The 15,029-nt window shown below is 40.7% G+C and carries 11 protein-coding genes; 6 read left to right on the forward strand and 5 right to left on the reverse strand.

Annotation, left to right across the window (positions count from 1 at the left end; all coding sequences use genetic code 11):
- Positions 1-470: 470 nt before the first annotated feature.
- The 5 genes from sbmA to FTV34_RS11015 all read left to right on the forward strand — a co-directional run bounded on the left by sbmA (position 471) and on the right by FTV34_RS11015 (position 8,606).
- On the forward strand, positions 471-1,664 hold the full coding sequence (gene sbmA / locus FTV34_RS10995; protein WP_180070165.1) for a peptide antibiotic transporter SbmA: 1,194 nt from the start codon (positions 471-473) through the stop codon (positions 1,662-1,664).
- A 616-nt stretch (positions 1,665-2,280) separates the two neighbouring features.
- The gene (locus tag FTV34_RS11000; protein WP_180070166.1) at positions 2,281-3,264 is read left to right on the forward strand and encodes a hypothetical protein; all 984 of its coding nucleotides are present in this window, start codon (positions 2,281-2,283) and stop codon (positions 3,262-3,264) included.
- Between the two features lie 412 nt (positions 3,265-3,676).
- Positions 3,677-5,716: a M13 family metallopeptidase gene (locus FTV34_RS11005; protein WP_180070168.1), complete on the forward strand. Its 2,040-nt coding sequence runs from the start codon at positions 3,677-3,679 to the stop codon at positions 5,714-5,716.
- Positions 5,717-5,899: 183 nt separating this feature from the next.
- Positions 5,900-7,957, forward strand: coding sequence for a M13 family metallopeptidase (locus FTV34_RS18095; protein ID WP_180070190.1), 2,058 nt, complete (start codon positions 5,900-5,902; stop codon positions 7,955-7,957).
- Between the two features lie 154 nt (positions 7,958-8,111).
- Positions 8,112-8,606, forward strand: a complete 495-nt coding sequence (locus tag FTV34_RS11015) for a hypothetical protein (RefSeq protein WP_180070170.1) — start codon at positions 8,112-8,114, stop codon at positions 8,604-8,606.
- 41 nt (positions 8,607-8,647) lie between these two features.
- Here the strand turns inward: FTV34_RS11015 and yddG are convergent, their stop codons facing one another.
- The 3 genes from yddG to FTV34_RS11030 form a co-directional block, all read right to left on the reverse strand.
- Entirely contained in the window at positions 8,648-9,583 is a 936-nt protein-coding gene (gene yddG / locus FTV34_RS11020; protein WP_180070172.1) for an aromatic amino acid DMT transporter YddG, read from the reverse strand.
- Between the two features lie 109 nt (positions 9,584-9,692).
- Positions 9,693-9,902: a hypothetical protein gene (locus FTV34_RS11025; protein ID WP_180070174.1), complete on the reverse strand. Its 210-nt coding sequence runs from the start codon at positions 9,900-9,902 to the stop codon at positions 9,693-9,695.
- Positions 9,903-10,313: 411 nt separating this feature from the next.
- Positions 10,314-10,724 (reverse strand): hypothetical protein, encoded by a 411-nt coding sequence (locus FTV34_RS11030; protein WP_257226153.1) that lies wholly within the window; start codon positions 10,722-10,724, stop codon positions 10,314-10,316.
- A gap of 97 nt (positions 10,725-10,821) precedes the next feature.
- Here FTV34_RS11030 and FTV34_RS11035 point away from each other — a divergent pair, with 97 nt between their 5' ends.
- Positions 10,822-11,994, forward strand: coding sequence for a hypothetical protein (locus tag FTV34_RS11035; RefSeq protein ID WP_163171869.1), 1,173 nt, complete (start codon positions 10,822-10,824; stop codon positions 11,992-11,994).
- A 31-nt stretch (positions 11,995-12,025) separates the two neighbouring features.
- Here the strand turns inward: FTV34_RS11035 and gatB are convergent, their stop codons facing one another.
- Both gatB and gatA read right to left on the reverse strand, forming a co-directional pair.
- Positions 12,026-13,501 carry an Asp-tRNA(Asn)/Glu-tRNA(Gln) amidotransferase subunit GatB gene (gene gatB / locus FTV34_RS11040; protein ID WP_180070176.1) on the reverse strand — a complete coding sequence of 492 codons (1,476 nt, stop codon included), beginning with the start codon at positions 13,499-13,501 and terminating at the stop codon, positions 12,026-12,028.
- Positions 13,501-14,979, reverse strand: coding sequence for an Asp-tRNA(Asn)/Glu-tRNA(Gln) amidotransferase subunit GatA (gene gatA / locus FTV34_RS11045; RefSeq protein ID WP_004783101.1), 1,479 nt, complete (start codon positions 14,977-14,979; stop codon positions 13,501-13,503). Before gatA ends, gatB begins: the two co-directional genes overlap by 1 nt.
- Positions 14,980-15,029 lie beyond the last annotated feature (50 nt).

Consider the following 15,029-nt stretch of genomic DNA (forward strand, 5'->3'; position numbering starts at 1 on the left):
AACATGATTTTTGCACATTTAACTAATTTTTGAAAAACCGAGACATAAGTCAACAAGTCGGTCAATTTTTCTTAAAAAGCGCTTAAGTCAGTAAATTAAAGGGATAGAGATTAAGATTTAATTTTCAAACGATTTGTGTTTCTTAAACTCGAATATTTTCAGTTTATTTACCGACGAAAAGAAGAGAAAAAGACAAACGGTGACAAATAGTCAATCTAGCGCTAAATCTGCTTGTCACTTTTTGACAGGCCAGTCATGATCTCCTCCATTCTATTGCGTACGTTATGCGCTAGTATTAAGGCAAGAATCATATAATCTGATATTAATTCAGCTTTAGCGATTTTGTGTTTGTATGTAATTTTTTACATTGAATTGCAAATTTATGCTGCAGTTCGTTGAAAGTCTGAAAATAAGAATAAACTGTGCGTCATTTGGATGACCCGTACATCTATAAGGAGAATTAAGCCCCAATGTTTAAGTCATTTTTTCCACAACCAGTGTGGTTCTTTAGTAGTCTGGTACTGTGGTTTCTGATCAATCTTGGCCTTTGGCATAGTGGTGGATCAGGCTGGGGTGTCTATTTGGGTATGACCGAAGGTTATCATGATCTTAAAATGCCGATAGGAATCAGCCGCTTCTGGGCGCCAAAATTTCTCTGGTTTTATCTCTGGTTTTTTGTGAGTACCGCGATATTCGCTACCTTCTGGTATTTTAAAGCGAAACATCCCTGGCAGCGCTGGTCCGTGTGGGGCTCGGCCTTTATCCTGTTCAATATCTGGTTTGGGGTGCAGGTTAATGTCGTCTTAAATGAATGGTATAGCCCTTTCTATGACCAGATCCAGAATATGCTCACGCAAGGGGGCGGAGATGTCAGTCTCTTATATCAAGGTGCATTGACCTTTATTTATATTGCCATGGTCTATGTCACGCTGGCAGTGTTTAACCTGTTCTTTGTCAGTCATTATGTATTCCGCTGGCGGACGGCAATGAATGACTATTATACGGCACATTGGGAAAAGTTACGTCATATTGAAGGGGCGTCACAGCGTATTCAGGAAGATACCATGCGTTTTGCCAAAACTACGGAACAGCTGAGTGTCTCATTCATTGAATCTCTGATGCTATTAATGGCTTTCCTGCCAATCCTGTATGAGTTATCGAGTCATGTAAAAGTACTGCCCATTGTCGGTGAAATACCGCATGCATTAATGTGGGCGTCGATCGGATGGGCAGTTCTGGGAACTGTGATTTTAATGATTGTCGGAATGAAACTCCCTGGACTGGAATTCAATAATCAGAAAGTTGAAGCGGCTTATCGTAAAGAGCTGGTTTATGGTGAAGATTATGCTGATCGTGCTCACCCGCTTACCTTGCAAGAACTGTTTAGTCGGGTACGTACGAATTATTTCCGTTTGTATTTCCACTATGCCTATTTCAATATGGTGCGCATCTGGTATCTGCAATTGGACAATATTTACGGATTATTTATTTTGTTTCCAAGTATTGCCGCGGGTGCGATTACACTGGGTTTAATGATGCAGATCCTGAATGTTTTCGGTAAGGTTCGTGAATCGTTCCAGTACCTGATTTTATCTTGGCCTACAATTATTGAACTGCTCTCTATCTATAAACGTTTGAAAGCATTTGAATCCCATCTCGATTAATTTTTTCTTATATTTATCGACAATTTTAAAAGCCAGACCATCATAGGTCTGGCTTTTTATTGATTAATTTTTGCTCAAAATCCAATTGAAAATTACGATCTGGAGAGGTGCGAAAAAATTAGGATGAATGGCACAAAACATCCCAATATTAGGGTATTCAAGCTATTTTTTCTTGTCTAGAATTTTAAAGGCCAGCCAGGGTGGTGTTTAATTTCCAATAATATGGCGTATAAAAACAATTAGTGTACGTAAAGGAAATTATTCAAATTATAATCTCATTCAGACAGCGATAGAGAGCATAATTGCCATTATCATCCATGATAATAATATCTCTAATTTTTGTTGAATGAGTAACCGGAGAACTGATCTGTTTCTTCGGTTTTTTTATATCTTTTTTTCTACTGCTCTATCTTCTAATTGGCGAATAATCCAGCGTATTTACTGGCTTGGAGAATGTTAATTCGATCAATTTATCCGGCTATAAGCTAGATGGATTAGGCATTTTATTCCTCATTTTTAGTGGTAGGTCTCGCTATATTTTTATATTTATCAATCTGTTGAGATTGTTGTTTTAGCACATTTGCTATATGTTATAGAGGCCTGGGGGAGATAAGCAGTGAAGCTAAAATTAATAATTCCAACAATATGTGTAGCAAGCCTGGCTGGATGTAACAGTATTCAGCAAATGAAATCAGATATGCAGCATCCTTATGTAAGTCCTCAAGAACTGATTGTTAAAAGAAACCTGAATCAGGCTGACGGTTCGGCAAAAGAATATGTTTATTCATGGGAAAAATCCAAGCAGCATTTAGAGCCACAATCCCTCTATCCACGAACCACTTTAAGCCAGTACTGTCATGAACGGGGTGGCAAGTTTTCTCTGTTATACAAAAGCCAGTTAGCTTCAGTAAAAGATTCTGCCCAGAAAAACCGTTTAAGCAAAAACCGTTATGTCACCCAAGGCATTGGTGCTTATCAATGTACGATGCCTCAAGGGCAAAACTGGATTGTTTCTATTGAGCCGATTTCTGAACGTCAGCCAGAAAAAAATAATACTACCCGTGTAGTCCGGATCCTGAGCAAACTTCAAAGCTCGGCTGAAGCGCGTCATTTCTATCAGGGCCATAAGGCTACGGCTAAGTCTAATAAAATTGCTGAAAAGAATGCGGCCAAAACCTCAGTCAAAGATGAGAAAAAGGAAGTAGATAAAAAAGAAGCCGATAAGAAAGAAATAAAAATCCCTGCTGTTGAACCGGCAGTGGTTGCTGTTCCTGCTGCTCGTACAAGTAGTATCGAAACGCCACAACAGCAGCAGATGAAACTGTATGTAGCTGCACGCCGTGATATCAATAGCGGTAAGAACCTGAACAACGCCTGTAATAATGCCCAGCGTGCCTATAACTATGGCAAATTACAGGGTACAGAAGGAACACGTGTCTATACTGAATCGGGCATGTTAGTGGCACGCTGTTTAAGCAGTATTCCAGCCTATGCCAACCGTATTCCAAATTCCAAGGTTCAGGCCAAACGAGTACTGCAGAATCTGGCCACCAACTATAACCATACTGGGGCAAAGAATCAGTTGCGGCAGTTAAAATAAGTCTATTGTTTTCACATTCAGTTTGATCATTTATTTGGCAAAGTAGATGCACATGAAAAGTCATCTACTTTAAGTATTGGTGATATTTAAAAAAGTATTTCTTAAGCATAGCAGAACTTAAAAATAATATTTTTCTTTTGAAGATCAATGATAAAAGATAAATAGTTATTCTGTTGATAGGAATAAAAATTAATTATTATTGGGTCGCAAATCGAACCTCATTTCAGAGTAAATTTCCCGCCGCCATCTCAGATTTTCTTCTCTATCTCTCTTATTAAATGTAAGCCCATTCAACGGCATATTCTAAAAATTATTGGTATATCTCTTGCTTAAAAATTATCAGTTTTGTGCTTATGGACAGAGCAAGAAAAACTAATTGATTTTTAACATACACAATAATGAGATTTATCGCTTGAGAAAACATATTTTAAGTCATTTGATTCTTGTGGGTGCATTTCTACATTCACCTGTGAGTTATGCAGTGAGTACAACTTTATTAAAATCGGCAATTGATCTGAATGCGATTGATCGGACGGTTGATCCAAAGCAGGATTTTTATCAATTTGTGAATGGAAACTGGCTGAAAACCGCAAAGATTCCAGAAGATCAGGCATTGTCGGGTGCATTTGCTGAAGTAAGTATGAAATCAACCCAGCAGTTATTTGACATTTTTAATGAACTGGCCAAAAAACAGCATCCGCAAGGTAGCAATGAACAAAAGGTCGCAGATCTATATGCCAGTTATATGGATACCGATCGGCTAGAACAGCTCGGACTTGAGGCATTGCAACAAGACCTGCAGCGGATTGAAAGTATCAAGACCAAAAAAGATCTGGCAGAGTTTTTTGCCTATGCGGAAAAAATCAATCTGAATTTGCCATTCTCTACCCGTTTTTATCAGGACCGTAAAGCTTCTTCCAAGGCGATGATGTATGTTGGGCAAGGTGGTTTGGGAATGCCTGATCGTGATTTTTACCTGAGTGAGCAGCCCCGACAACAGGAAATTCGCAATACTTATCTGCTTTATATCGCCAATACCCTGAATTTTGCCGGTCAGCCTAAGCCGATTGAAGATGCTCGCACTATCCTGGCTTTGGAAAAGGCACTGGCAAAAATTAGCTGGTCCGCTGTGGAGCTACGTAATGATGAGGTGAGAACCTATCTCGTTGAAACTAAAAATATTATTAACTATATGCCTTCTTTTGACTGGATGAATTATTTCTCAGAACTGGGCTTAAAAGGTGCAAGAAAAGAGGTTGCGATCTCGCAGATTAATTATTTGCGTCAGCTGGATCAGTTATGGAAGGTTGTTCCAATTGAAACCTGGCAAACCTATTTGAAATTCAATCTGATCAATAGTTATTCGCCATTTTTAACAGAAGTTTTTCAAAATCATCATTTTGAATTTTATGACAAAACGCTAGAGGGTGTACAAGCACGTTCTCCACGGAATGAGTCTGCCTTGAAGCTAACTAACGGTATTTTAGGCAATGTGCTTGGCAAGCTTTATGTAGAACAGCACTTTAATGAAAGCCAGCGCCCGGCCATGCTGGAAATGGTAGAAAACGTCCGTAAAGCCTTTCATCTGAAACTGGATCAGGCAGACTGGATGGGTTCGGATACCAAAAAACAAGTGCGGCATAAACTGGATAGCATCAATATCAAAATCGGCTATCCGAAAACATGGCGAGATTATTCAGCCCTAGAGATTCGTAAGGATGATCTGATTGGTAATATTCAGCGGACCCGGCTGTTCAATTACCAGCGTGAACTGGATCAGGTGGGAGAGCCGATTGATCCAGAAGCCTGGCACATGTCGCCACAAACAGCCAATGCTTACTATAACGTCAAGCTCAATGAAATCGTATTACCTGCGGCCATCTGGCAGGCGCCATTTTATTATGATGATAGTCATGATCCTGCAGTGAATTATGGTGCCGTCGGGGCTGTTATCGCACATGAAATTAGCCACGGTTTTGACGATAGAGGAAGCCGCTTTGATGCCAAAGGCAAGGGTGAAGAAACCTGGAACGAGCACGACCGTAAAAAGTTCAATGAACGCACCAAAGCCTTAGTCGAGCAATATAAACAATATGAAGCTCTGCCAGGGCATAAGGTGAATGCGGAATTAAATAAAAGTGAAAATATCTCTGACAACCTGGGCTTAGGGATCGCTCATATGGCCTACAAGTTATCACTCAAGGGTCAGCCAGCACCCGTCATTGATGGCTTTAGTGGAGATCAGCGTTTTTATATGGGCTGGGCACAAGTCTGGCGTAGTAAAAGTAATCCTGAATATCTGTTAAACAGCCTAAACCTTGCCAGCCATGCACCAGGTCATGTACGTGGCAATGGCGCTGTCCGTAATCAGCAAAGTTTCTATGAAGCTTTTGAGATTAAAGAAGGGGACAAGATGTATTTATCACCTGAAAAACGAATCTCCATCTGGTAACAGGTTTTAAAAAACAGGTCTGTTCATCTGAAAAGAAACTGGCCTATTTTTTTATCTAAACGACCAGCAGGCAGAGCCAAGACCAGTTTAAAAATTGGCATATATGCTGCTTATAAAGATTTAAGTGTTTGATTATCAGGTCAACACGCATTGATAAATTCAACTGCGCAGTAAAGCGCGAGGATAGCAAGCTTTGAAAATTTTTCTAAAAACCGCATAGTAAGTGCTTTATTAGCCGTTTCCTCTGCAAATTATGCTTCAGATCAAACCGCTATTGCAGCACTTGGCTCGGGGATTCATCTTCAACACTTTGATAAAAAAATCGCACCACAACAGGACTTCTATCAGCATGTTAACGGGCACTGGTTAGAGCATGAAGAAATTCCGGCTGATATGCCAAACTGGGGTGCATTCACAATTTTGCGTGAAAATTCGACCCAGCAATTACATGACATTGTAGAAGAGCTGGCGAAAACCAAATCGGAATATGGCAGCAATGAGCAGAAAGTGGGGAGCTTATATGCCAGCTTTATGGACACGGAAACTTTAAATGCAAAAGGTATCCAGCCGCTGAAAGCAGATATTGCCAAAATTGAGGCCATGAAAAGCAAGAAAGATTTTACTTTGTTGCTTGCAGACTATGCAAAGAACCGTGTCAGTACACCTTTTGAATTTGGCGTGATTCCTGACTTGAAAAAGTCTGATCAAATGGCGGTGTTTTTGGGGCAAAGTGGTTTAGGTTTACCGGATCGTGACTACTATTTAAAAGACGATGAAAAACTGAAAAGTGCCCGTGAAACTTATGTTAAACATATTGCTAAGCTGTTAACGCTATCGGGTGAAACGGAAGCAGAAGCGGCTGCACATGCACAATCTATCCTGAACTTAGAAACTGAAATTGCCAAAATTCAGTGGGATAATGTGCAGAACCGTAATCTCGAAAAAATGTATAACGTTTATACATTAAAAGACATCAAAAGCCTGGTGCCAGAGTTTGACTGGAAAACCTATTTTAAAGCGACGGGTTTAGACAAAAAAACCAAAACCGTGATTGTGGCGCAAAAAAGTTATTTTGAAGATTTAAACAAGATTTTAAGCAACACACCACTGGATGTATGGCAAACCTATTTCAAATTCCATCTGATTGATGGCGCTGCACCTTACTTAAGCCAGGAATTTGCTGATGCAAACTTTGAAATGTACAGCAAAACCTTACGCGGTGTGACCGAGCAACGGGCACGCTGGAAACGTGGGGTTGATATGACCAATGCCGTACTCGGTGAAAGTCTGGCACAAGTCTATGTCGCAAAACATTTCCAGCCTGAACAGAAACAGCGTATGGAAAAACTGGTAGAAAACCTGTTGCTGGCATTTGAACAGAATCTAGAAAAACTGGACTGGATGGGTGCAGAAACCAAAGCACAGGCACACCGTAAGCTGAAAAGCTTTAGAGTAAAAATTGGCTATCCAAATAAATGGCGTGACTATAGCAAGCTGGAAATTAAAGATGGCGACCTGATTGGTAATCTGCGTCGTACCAACAGTTTCAATTATGACATTGCGCTGGATAAGTTGGGGAAACCGGTTGATCGTGAAGAATGGCATATGCTGCCGCAAACGGTAAATGCTTACTACAACCCAATGGGCAATGAAATTGTTTTCCCTGCTGCTATTTTACAGCCGCCATTCTTCGATATGAATGCTGATGATGCCGTGAACTATGGCGCAATTGGGGCAGTAATTGGGCATGAAATCAGTCATGGCTTTGATGACCAGGGCAGCCGCTTTGATGCAGACGGCAACATGAAAAACTGGTGGACCGAAGAAGACGATAAAAAATTCAAGGAAAAAACCAAAGCTCTGGTTGAGCAATACAATGCCTATGAAGCAATACCGGGCTATCATGTCAATGGTGAACTGACCTTAGGTGAAAATATTGCCGATAACTCAGGTCTGGCGATTGCCTATGAAGCTTATAAATTGTCACTAAATGGCAAGCCTGCTCCGGTGATTGATGGATATACCGGAGATCAGCGTTTCTATATTGGCTGGACGCAGGCATGGCGTGCCAAAGTTCGTCCAGAACTGGCATTACAGCTGTTAAAAACAGATCCGCATTCACCAGCAGCCATTCGTGGTCGTGCGACCTTACTTAACCAGAAACCTTTCTATGAAGCCTTTAGCGTCAAGCAAGAAGATCCAATGTATCTGGAAGAAGATAAGCGTGTGAAAATCTGGTAAGTCTGATTTCCTCATTCGATTCCAAAAGTCCTGACCAATGTCGGGATTTTTTTATCTCTCAGGTTACAGAGTTCTACAGGTTTTCCAGCCTTTTACATGCTACAAAGAAACTGCATTGTTCAAGCAGTTTGAACGGGTGAAAAAGGAAAGGAATATGGGATTCAAAGCTTTATCGGGTCTTCGGGCAGTCTTTATGACTACAGCATTGCTGGGTGCAACTCAGATTGCGACAGCCGGTCCAACAGTTGATCAGCTTAGTGACTGTTTAATGAAATCCACGACGGCCACCGATAAAACCACAGTCTTGCAATGGACTTTCGTGGCATTGAGTAATCATCCCGATCTAAAAGCTTTTAGCAATGTAACTGCAACTCAAAAGGAAACACTCGACAGAAATTTAGCAACAGTTTTACAGCGGATTCTGGTTGAGCAATGTCCAACCCAAACCAAAGCGGTGATTCAGGCTGAAGGAGTACAAGCAGTGGGCGAAAGTTTCCAGGAGCTTGGGCAGGTCACAGGTCAGGAAATACTGAAAAATCCGGAAATTAAAAGTCAGCTAAGTGGCGTACTCAAATATATCGATATGAGCAAACTGGTCACGACGTTTTTGACCCCTGAGGTGTGGAATAAATTAGGCATCACCCGTTAATGAATTGCAGATGCAGTAAACTTAAACCGCAAAAATGTAGTTTAAGTTTTATAGAGCTTGCCTGGAAACAGGCGGTCTCGAATTTCATTCCAGTTGGTCGATAGCCAGCAAATAAATGAACCTAAGGTGACCATCATCGTACCGATCCAAAAGGTATGCGATAGACTGGTATTCAGTACCCACATCGAAATGATAGACGAAAAGATCGGGCTAAAATAAGATAACGCGACCAGCATTGCGATATTACCCTGATTAATCCCGATATTCCAGGCTGCATAGCCCAATCCAGTTACGACCGAAACCAGCAACATATACAGCATAATATTCAAGTCAATATTAAGAAGTTGCGGCAGTTGTTCGTGATCTAACAGCAGCGTCTTGCTCCAGAGAACCACACTTACCATCGCGAAAAAGAACACGATTGGGTTATGTCCTTGGCTGTATTTTTTGGTAAATACACAATATAACGACCATAAACTTGCCCCAATGAATGCCAATATGTAACTAGTTGGATTGGCTTGTATATTGTGAACGACGGTTGCTAAATGAATATCACCGTTGCCTGTCTGGATATAAAAAATACCTGCCAGACTAATACTAAGCCCCACCACCACTAAGCTATGAAATTTTAGTTCATGAAATAAAATCAGCATCGCAATGGTCATACTGGGCCACAAATAATTCACCAGACTAATTTCAATGGCTTGCTGTGCAGTTTGTGCGAGTGCTACGGCATAGGCAAAGCAGATTTCATACACCAGAAATAATGCAGCTGCACTCAGCAGATAAAATTTGGGTATGGTTTTGAGTTTAGGAACGCCAAAAACAGCCAGTAAGAGCAGGGTGCTTAAGCTATACATCATCAGTACAGCCAGATCAGGTCCAATACTAAAACTGATTTTTTTGAGTAACCCCACGATAGACGACCATTGTAAAATAGCACTTAAGCCAATCAGCGTAGCGAGGTTTTTCGACATGATAAGGGTAGGATGGGAGAATGTGCAGATTGTATTCCTGTTGAGTGATTTTCAATATGGGACAGACACGATTTTATGAGCAAATTCAAAAAAATCGTTAACAACCGCTTTATGATTTGAATATCCCGATCATGAGTTTAATGATCCAGAAAATGGGCATGAAAATTAGCTCGATACCATCGGCAAGGTTGGCAATTTTGCTTTGTCTGGCTGTGAGTGTGCGTGGTTTGATAGATTTACGTCTTCTTGACTGATATGCGCCAATGATGAACACAAGAATGATCAGGATAATGCTGAGTAAGATAATGTGATTTGACATGTTTTTATTTTTCTTCGGTTTGTTTTTGATTTTATAGCAGAAATTTGACTTTTCTCTAATCCTCACTTGTACTTCGTTTTAGAAATACCTCTCCCTAACCCTCTCCTAAAAGGAGAGGGGATTATTCACTATTAAATTAATGCAGTCATGAAATTATTTGATACTCCCTCTCCCTATGGGATGAGAAGCACTGCCTCGCAAGGGGGTGAGGGAGAATTACAAAAAATCAGGATAAAACTTCTCAAACTCCGGATTTACAGCTTCACCCCGCAGCAAATTACCTTTTGGCTGAATATAACTATAAATTTCCCGCGTAGGCTGCTCGTGCCAGCCGATATTAAAAGCGCAAAGTTTTGGGAAAAATTGTAGGTGGCTATAGTTCAGGTTGTTATGAATCCAATAAGCAAGTTGTTACCAGGTGGTTTGATCTTTTTCATACAGTTCTAGAAATGAAGGAATAACGATACACGCTGTTGCACCATAACCTTTTTCGTCTGGATAATCCCAAATATGGCTAGCAAAGTTTTTCTCGTTGCTGGCGCAGTTATGTCCTTTTTCATTACCAAGTTGGTTGACGCTTGGTGAGCGATACGCCGAGCGAATCGCAATACGTCCAAACTTTTCTTGTATAGGTTCGAGCAGTTGTTTGCACAGTTCTGTGCCTGTTCGAATGGCAATGTCAGGATAATCGGGAAAGTTGGGTACACCGTACCAATTAGCGATTTCGCTATACAGAAAGTCACGCATAAAGAAAGACTTTGAAAGTTGAATTCGTCCTAAGTCTTCGAGTTTAGCGATGGAGGATACTTTTTTGATGATCATGTTATTTTACGTTGAGAATTATCACTTGAATAAAGTTGGAAAGATTTTATAAATTAACATGTTATACCGTCATAATTAGAAAAGTGAGAGTTTTTCCTTGAAATTAGATGAAATACAGAAAAATATCGAAAAAATTTCAATAGAAAATTGGAATAAATCATTTGGTGGAACCGCTAGTTCAGAAATAGCAAATGAAATTGAAATTGATAATTCAATTGTCATGCGTGCTATGGAAGATTTAGTAGCTGCGAATTATGGGACTATCAATGCAAATGTCGAATTGTCTCAAATATCAATAGACTCAGAAACGAGAGAATTTGAATTTACTCCGATTAAGGTGCATATATATTTTCCTTCAAAGCAGATGCTAGAAGAATTTTTTTACTCTAGTGATTTAGTTAGAAAAAGTATTCCAGAGTATAAGAAAAGATTATATCTAGGAGCTCATCAGTTATCACAGGTACTTTTTGATGAATCTGTATTAGCTCGATATTTTGATTATCCTGAATATTATGAACTCGATGATTCTAGATCAGGTGGGCATATCTATATTTGTTCTGAAGAAACACCTGAAGAAAGATATATCCATGTTAGACATGGTAGAAAAGCATTAGCAAATGGAAAATCAGCCATTGTTGCCATATATAAAGATTTGGCTAACATGAGCGAATTTGAACAAAGATATTGGCATTCGCACGAGCTTAATATCCATGAATTAGATTTTCTCCCTAATGACGAAGCCTATGAAAAATTCTTTAATAGAAATTATGAAGGTGCGTGGGTGAACTATACTGATGAATTATCAGATTTAACTAACAACTTAGAGTCATTAAACTCACTGTTTGAGAATAATATTTTTAATAAAGTACAAAATATTTATTGCCGTCCTCCAGTCGAAAATACTCAAAAATCTTATTTTGATAGTTGTAGTGAACTCTTTAAATTAGTCGGACCAGATAATATTAATCAGAAAACTTTAAAAGATTTTCTTAGAAATAATAAAGATTGTTTAGATAAAGATTTTGTATATGAATCAGGACGAGATATTAGTAAGTTAGAGTTATTAGGATTGTTTGAAGAAAAAATAGGATCTTCAAAAAAATTAACCAAAGCAGTACGTCTTTTGCAAAAAGATAGAACAGAAGCCGATCATAAAATCATTGAGTCTAAAATTGCTAGAGAAAACTTATCAGAACAGTTTTTTAATCATGTAGAAGAGATTAATGCCAACATTAAAGAAATTATTGAAAAAATAAAAAACCCGCTCTAAAGCGGGTTTTTTATTCCAAAATTAATCAGTTTTAACCAATCAATTTCTTCATCAATTCATTCACTTGAGCAGGGTTGGCTTTACTACGTGACGCTTTCATCACCTGACCAACTAGACCGTTAAAGGCTTTCTCTTTACCAGATTTATACTCTTCAACCATCTTCTCATTGGCAGCGAGCACTTCTTTAATGATTGCTTCAATCGCACCTGTATCAGTTTCCTGTTTCAGACCTTTCTCAGCAATAATTTCATCCGCAGTTTTGCCTTCTTCCCACATAAAGCCAAACACCTGTTTCGCGATCTTACCGCTAATGGTGTTATCAACAATACGTGCGATCATGCCACCCAGCTTCTCAGCAGATACAGGAGAGTCAGCAAGGTCTAGGCCAGCTTTGTTTAAAGCACCTGAGAATTCACCCATCACCCAGTTCGCAGCAATCTTACCTTGTGCAGCACCGCCAGCAGCCTTAACGACTTCTTCGTAAAATTCTGACATTTCACGAGTCAGTGTCAGTACGTGAGCATCATACTCAGTCACACCGAAGTCAGCCACGAAACGCGCACGACGTGCAGCAGGCAGCTCAGGCATTTGCGCTTTAATCGCTTCGATTTGCGCATCTGGAATCACCACAGGCAACAAGTCTGGATCAGGGAAGTAGCGGTAATCGTTCGCTTCTTCCTTAGAACGCATTGAACGGGTTTCCATCTTCACAGGGTCGAACAGACGAGTTTCCTGATCAATGGTGCCGTCCCATTCCAGAATTTCCATTTGACGTTCAATTTCAACATTGATCGCTTGTTCAATGAAACGGAATGAGTTCAGGTTTTTCAATTCACAACGTGTACCGAACGGTTGACCCGGACGACGTAAAGACACGTTACAGTCGGCACGGAACGAGCCTTCTGCCATGTTACCGTCAGAAATACCTAACCAGCGAACCAGCGTGTGAATTGCTTTGATGTAGGCAACAGCTTCTTCAACAGAACGCATATCTGGTTCAGATACGATTTCAAGAAGCGGCGTACCGGCACGGTTCAAGTCGATGCCTGACATGCCTTCAAACTGGTCATGGATTGATTTACCTGCATCTTCCTCAAGGTGCGCACGAGTCACGCCAATACGTTTTACTGTGCCATCTTCAAGCTGGATGTCGATATGACCCAAGCCCACAATCGGGTTGTCCATCTGGCTGATCTGGTAGCCTTTTGGAGAATCCGGGTAGAAGTAGTTTTTACGTGCAAATACAGAAGCCTGATCGATATATGCATCGATCCCCAGACCAAAACGAATCGCAAGATCAACGACTTCTTTGTTTAATACTGGCAATACGCCCGGCATAGCCAAATCTACAAGGCTCGCCTGAGTGTTTGGATCATTACCAAACTCGGTAGAAGAACCAGAGAAGATTTTAGATTTAGTCGCAAGCTGAGTGTGAATCTCGATACCAATAACGACTTCCCAACCGTCAATCAGGTTAGATTTTGGTTTAGCAGCGTTTTTAGCCATTATGCATTCTCCTCAGCAATTGCAGCGCGTTTAGTATGCCAATCGGTTGCTTGTTGATACTGATGTACCACAGACAACAATTGAGATTCTGACCAGTAGTTACCAATCAACTGTAAGCCAACTGGCAAGTTGTCTTTGTCAAAACCAACAGGCGCGTTAATCGCAGGAAGACCTGCAAGGTTTACCGCGATGGTGTAGATGTCACCCAAGTACATTTCAACCGGAGACAGGTTTGCACCGATACGGTATGCAGTAGTCGGTGCAGAAGGCGCAGCGATGACATCTACAGATTCAAATGCTTTTAAGAAATCTTGCTGGATTAAACGACGTACTTTTTGTGCTTTCACATAATAAGCATCGTAATAACCAGCAGACAGAGCATAAGTACCGATCAGGATACGACGCTGAACTTCAGCACCGAAACCTTCTGAACGGGAACGTTTGTAAAGGTCGAGAAGATCTTTTGGCTCTTCACAACGGTAGCCATAACGTACGCCGTCATAACGAGACAGGTTAGAAGATGCTTCAGCAGGTGCGATCAGATAGTAAGTTGGAACATAAGCTTCTGTCATGTTGAGATCAATCTCAACCAGAGTTGCACCCATTTCTTCCAGTTTTTTCAGTGATTCTTCAACACGTGCTTTCACGTCTGCATCTAGACCTTCAACATTGAAGTACTGTTTTGGAATACCAATGCGCAGACCTTTCACAGAAGTACCGTTCAGGTTGGCAACGTAGTCATCAACATCTTTATCCATTGATGTTGAATCTTTAGCATCATGACCGGCCATCACATTCATCAGGTAAGCACAGTCTTCAGCTGAACGTGCCATTGGGCCGCCTTGGTCTAGAGATGATGCATACGCGATCATACCAAAACGTGATACACGGCCATAAGTCGGTTTTAAACCAGTCAGACCACAGAAAGATGCTGGTTGACGGATTGAACCACCGGTATCCGTACCGGTTGCAAATGGCGCTAAATCCGCAGCCACAACCGCAGCAGAACCGCCTGAAGAACCGCCCGGAACATGATCCAGTGCCCAAGGGTTTTTGGTCGCGCCAAAGTAAGATGACTCGGAAGTTGAGCCCATGGCAAATTCATCCATGTTCACTTTACCAAGTGTGACTAAGCCCGCAGCTTTACCTTTCGCTACAACGGTCGCGTCGTAAGGAGAGATAAAATTGTCCAGCATTTTAGAACCGGCAGTGGTTTTAATGCCTTGGGTACAGAAGATATCTTTATGTGCAATGGGCACGCCAGTCAGGGCGGTGGCGTTGCCTGCTTTGATTGCAGCATCGGCAGCATCAGCTTGAGCCAATGCCTGTTCAGCAGTCACGGTCACATAAGCTTTGACCTGTGCATCAATTTTTTCGATGCGTTTTAAATAGTGTTGAGTCAATTCGCGGGATGAAAATTGAGCATTTGCCAAACCTTCAGTCAGTTCACGAATGGATAAGCGGTGTAAATCTGTCATGAGAAATAATTCTTTACGTTTAATTTAATAAAAAGAATGAACTGGGTAGT

It is taken from the genome of Acinetobacter sp. YH16038, from assembly GCF_013417275.1.
In the GTDB taxonomy this organism is placed as follows: domain Bacteria; phylum Pseudomonadota; class Gammaproteobacteria; order Pseudomonadales; family Moraxellaceae; genus Acinetobacter.

What these genes read in the sequence shown, in the direction of transcription:
- sbmA (WP_180070165.1), top strand. Translation starts at nt 471, where the DNA reads ATGTTTAAGTCATTTTTTCCACAACCAGTGTGGTTCTTTAGTAGTCTG.
- FTV34_RS11030 (WP_257226153.1), bottom strand. Translation starts at nt 10,724, where the DNA reads ATGATCATCAAAAAAGTATCCTCCATCGCTAAACTCGAAGACTTAGGA.
- FTV34_RS11015 (WP_180070170.1), top strand. Translation starts at nt 8,112, where the DNA reads ATGGGATTCAAAGCTTTATCGGGTCTTCGGGCAGTCTTTATGACTACA.
- gatB (WP_180070176.1), bottom strand. Translation starts at nt 13,501, where the DNA reads ATGGCTAAAAACGCTGCTAAACCAAAATCTAACCTGATTGACGGTTGG.
- gatA (WP_004783101.1), bottom strand. Translation starts at nt 14,979, where the DNA reads ATGACAGATTTACACCGCTTATCCATTCGTGAACTGACTGAAGGTTTG.
- FTV34_RS11025 (WP_180070174.1), bottom strand. Translation starts at nt 9,902, where the DNA reads ATGTCAAATCACATTATCTTACTCAGCATTATCCTGATCATTCTTGTG.
- yddG (WP_180070172.1), bottom strand. Translation starts at nt 9,583, where the DNA reads ATGTCGAAAAACCTCGCTACGCTGATTGGCTTAAGTGCTATTTTACAA.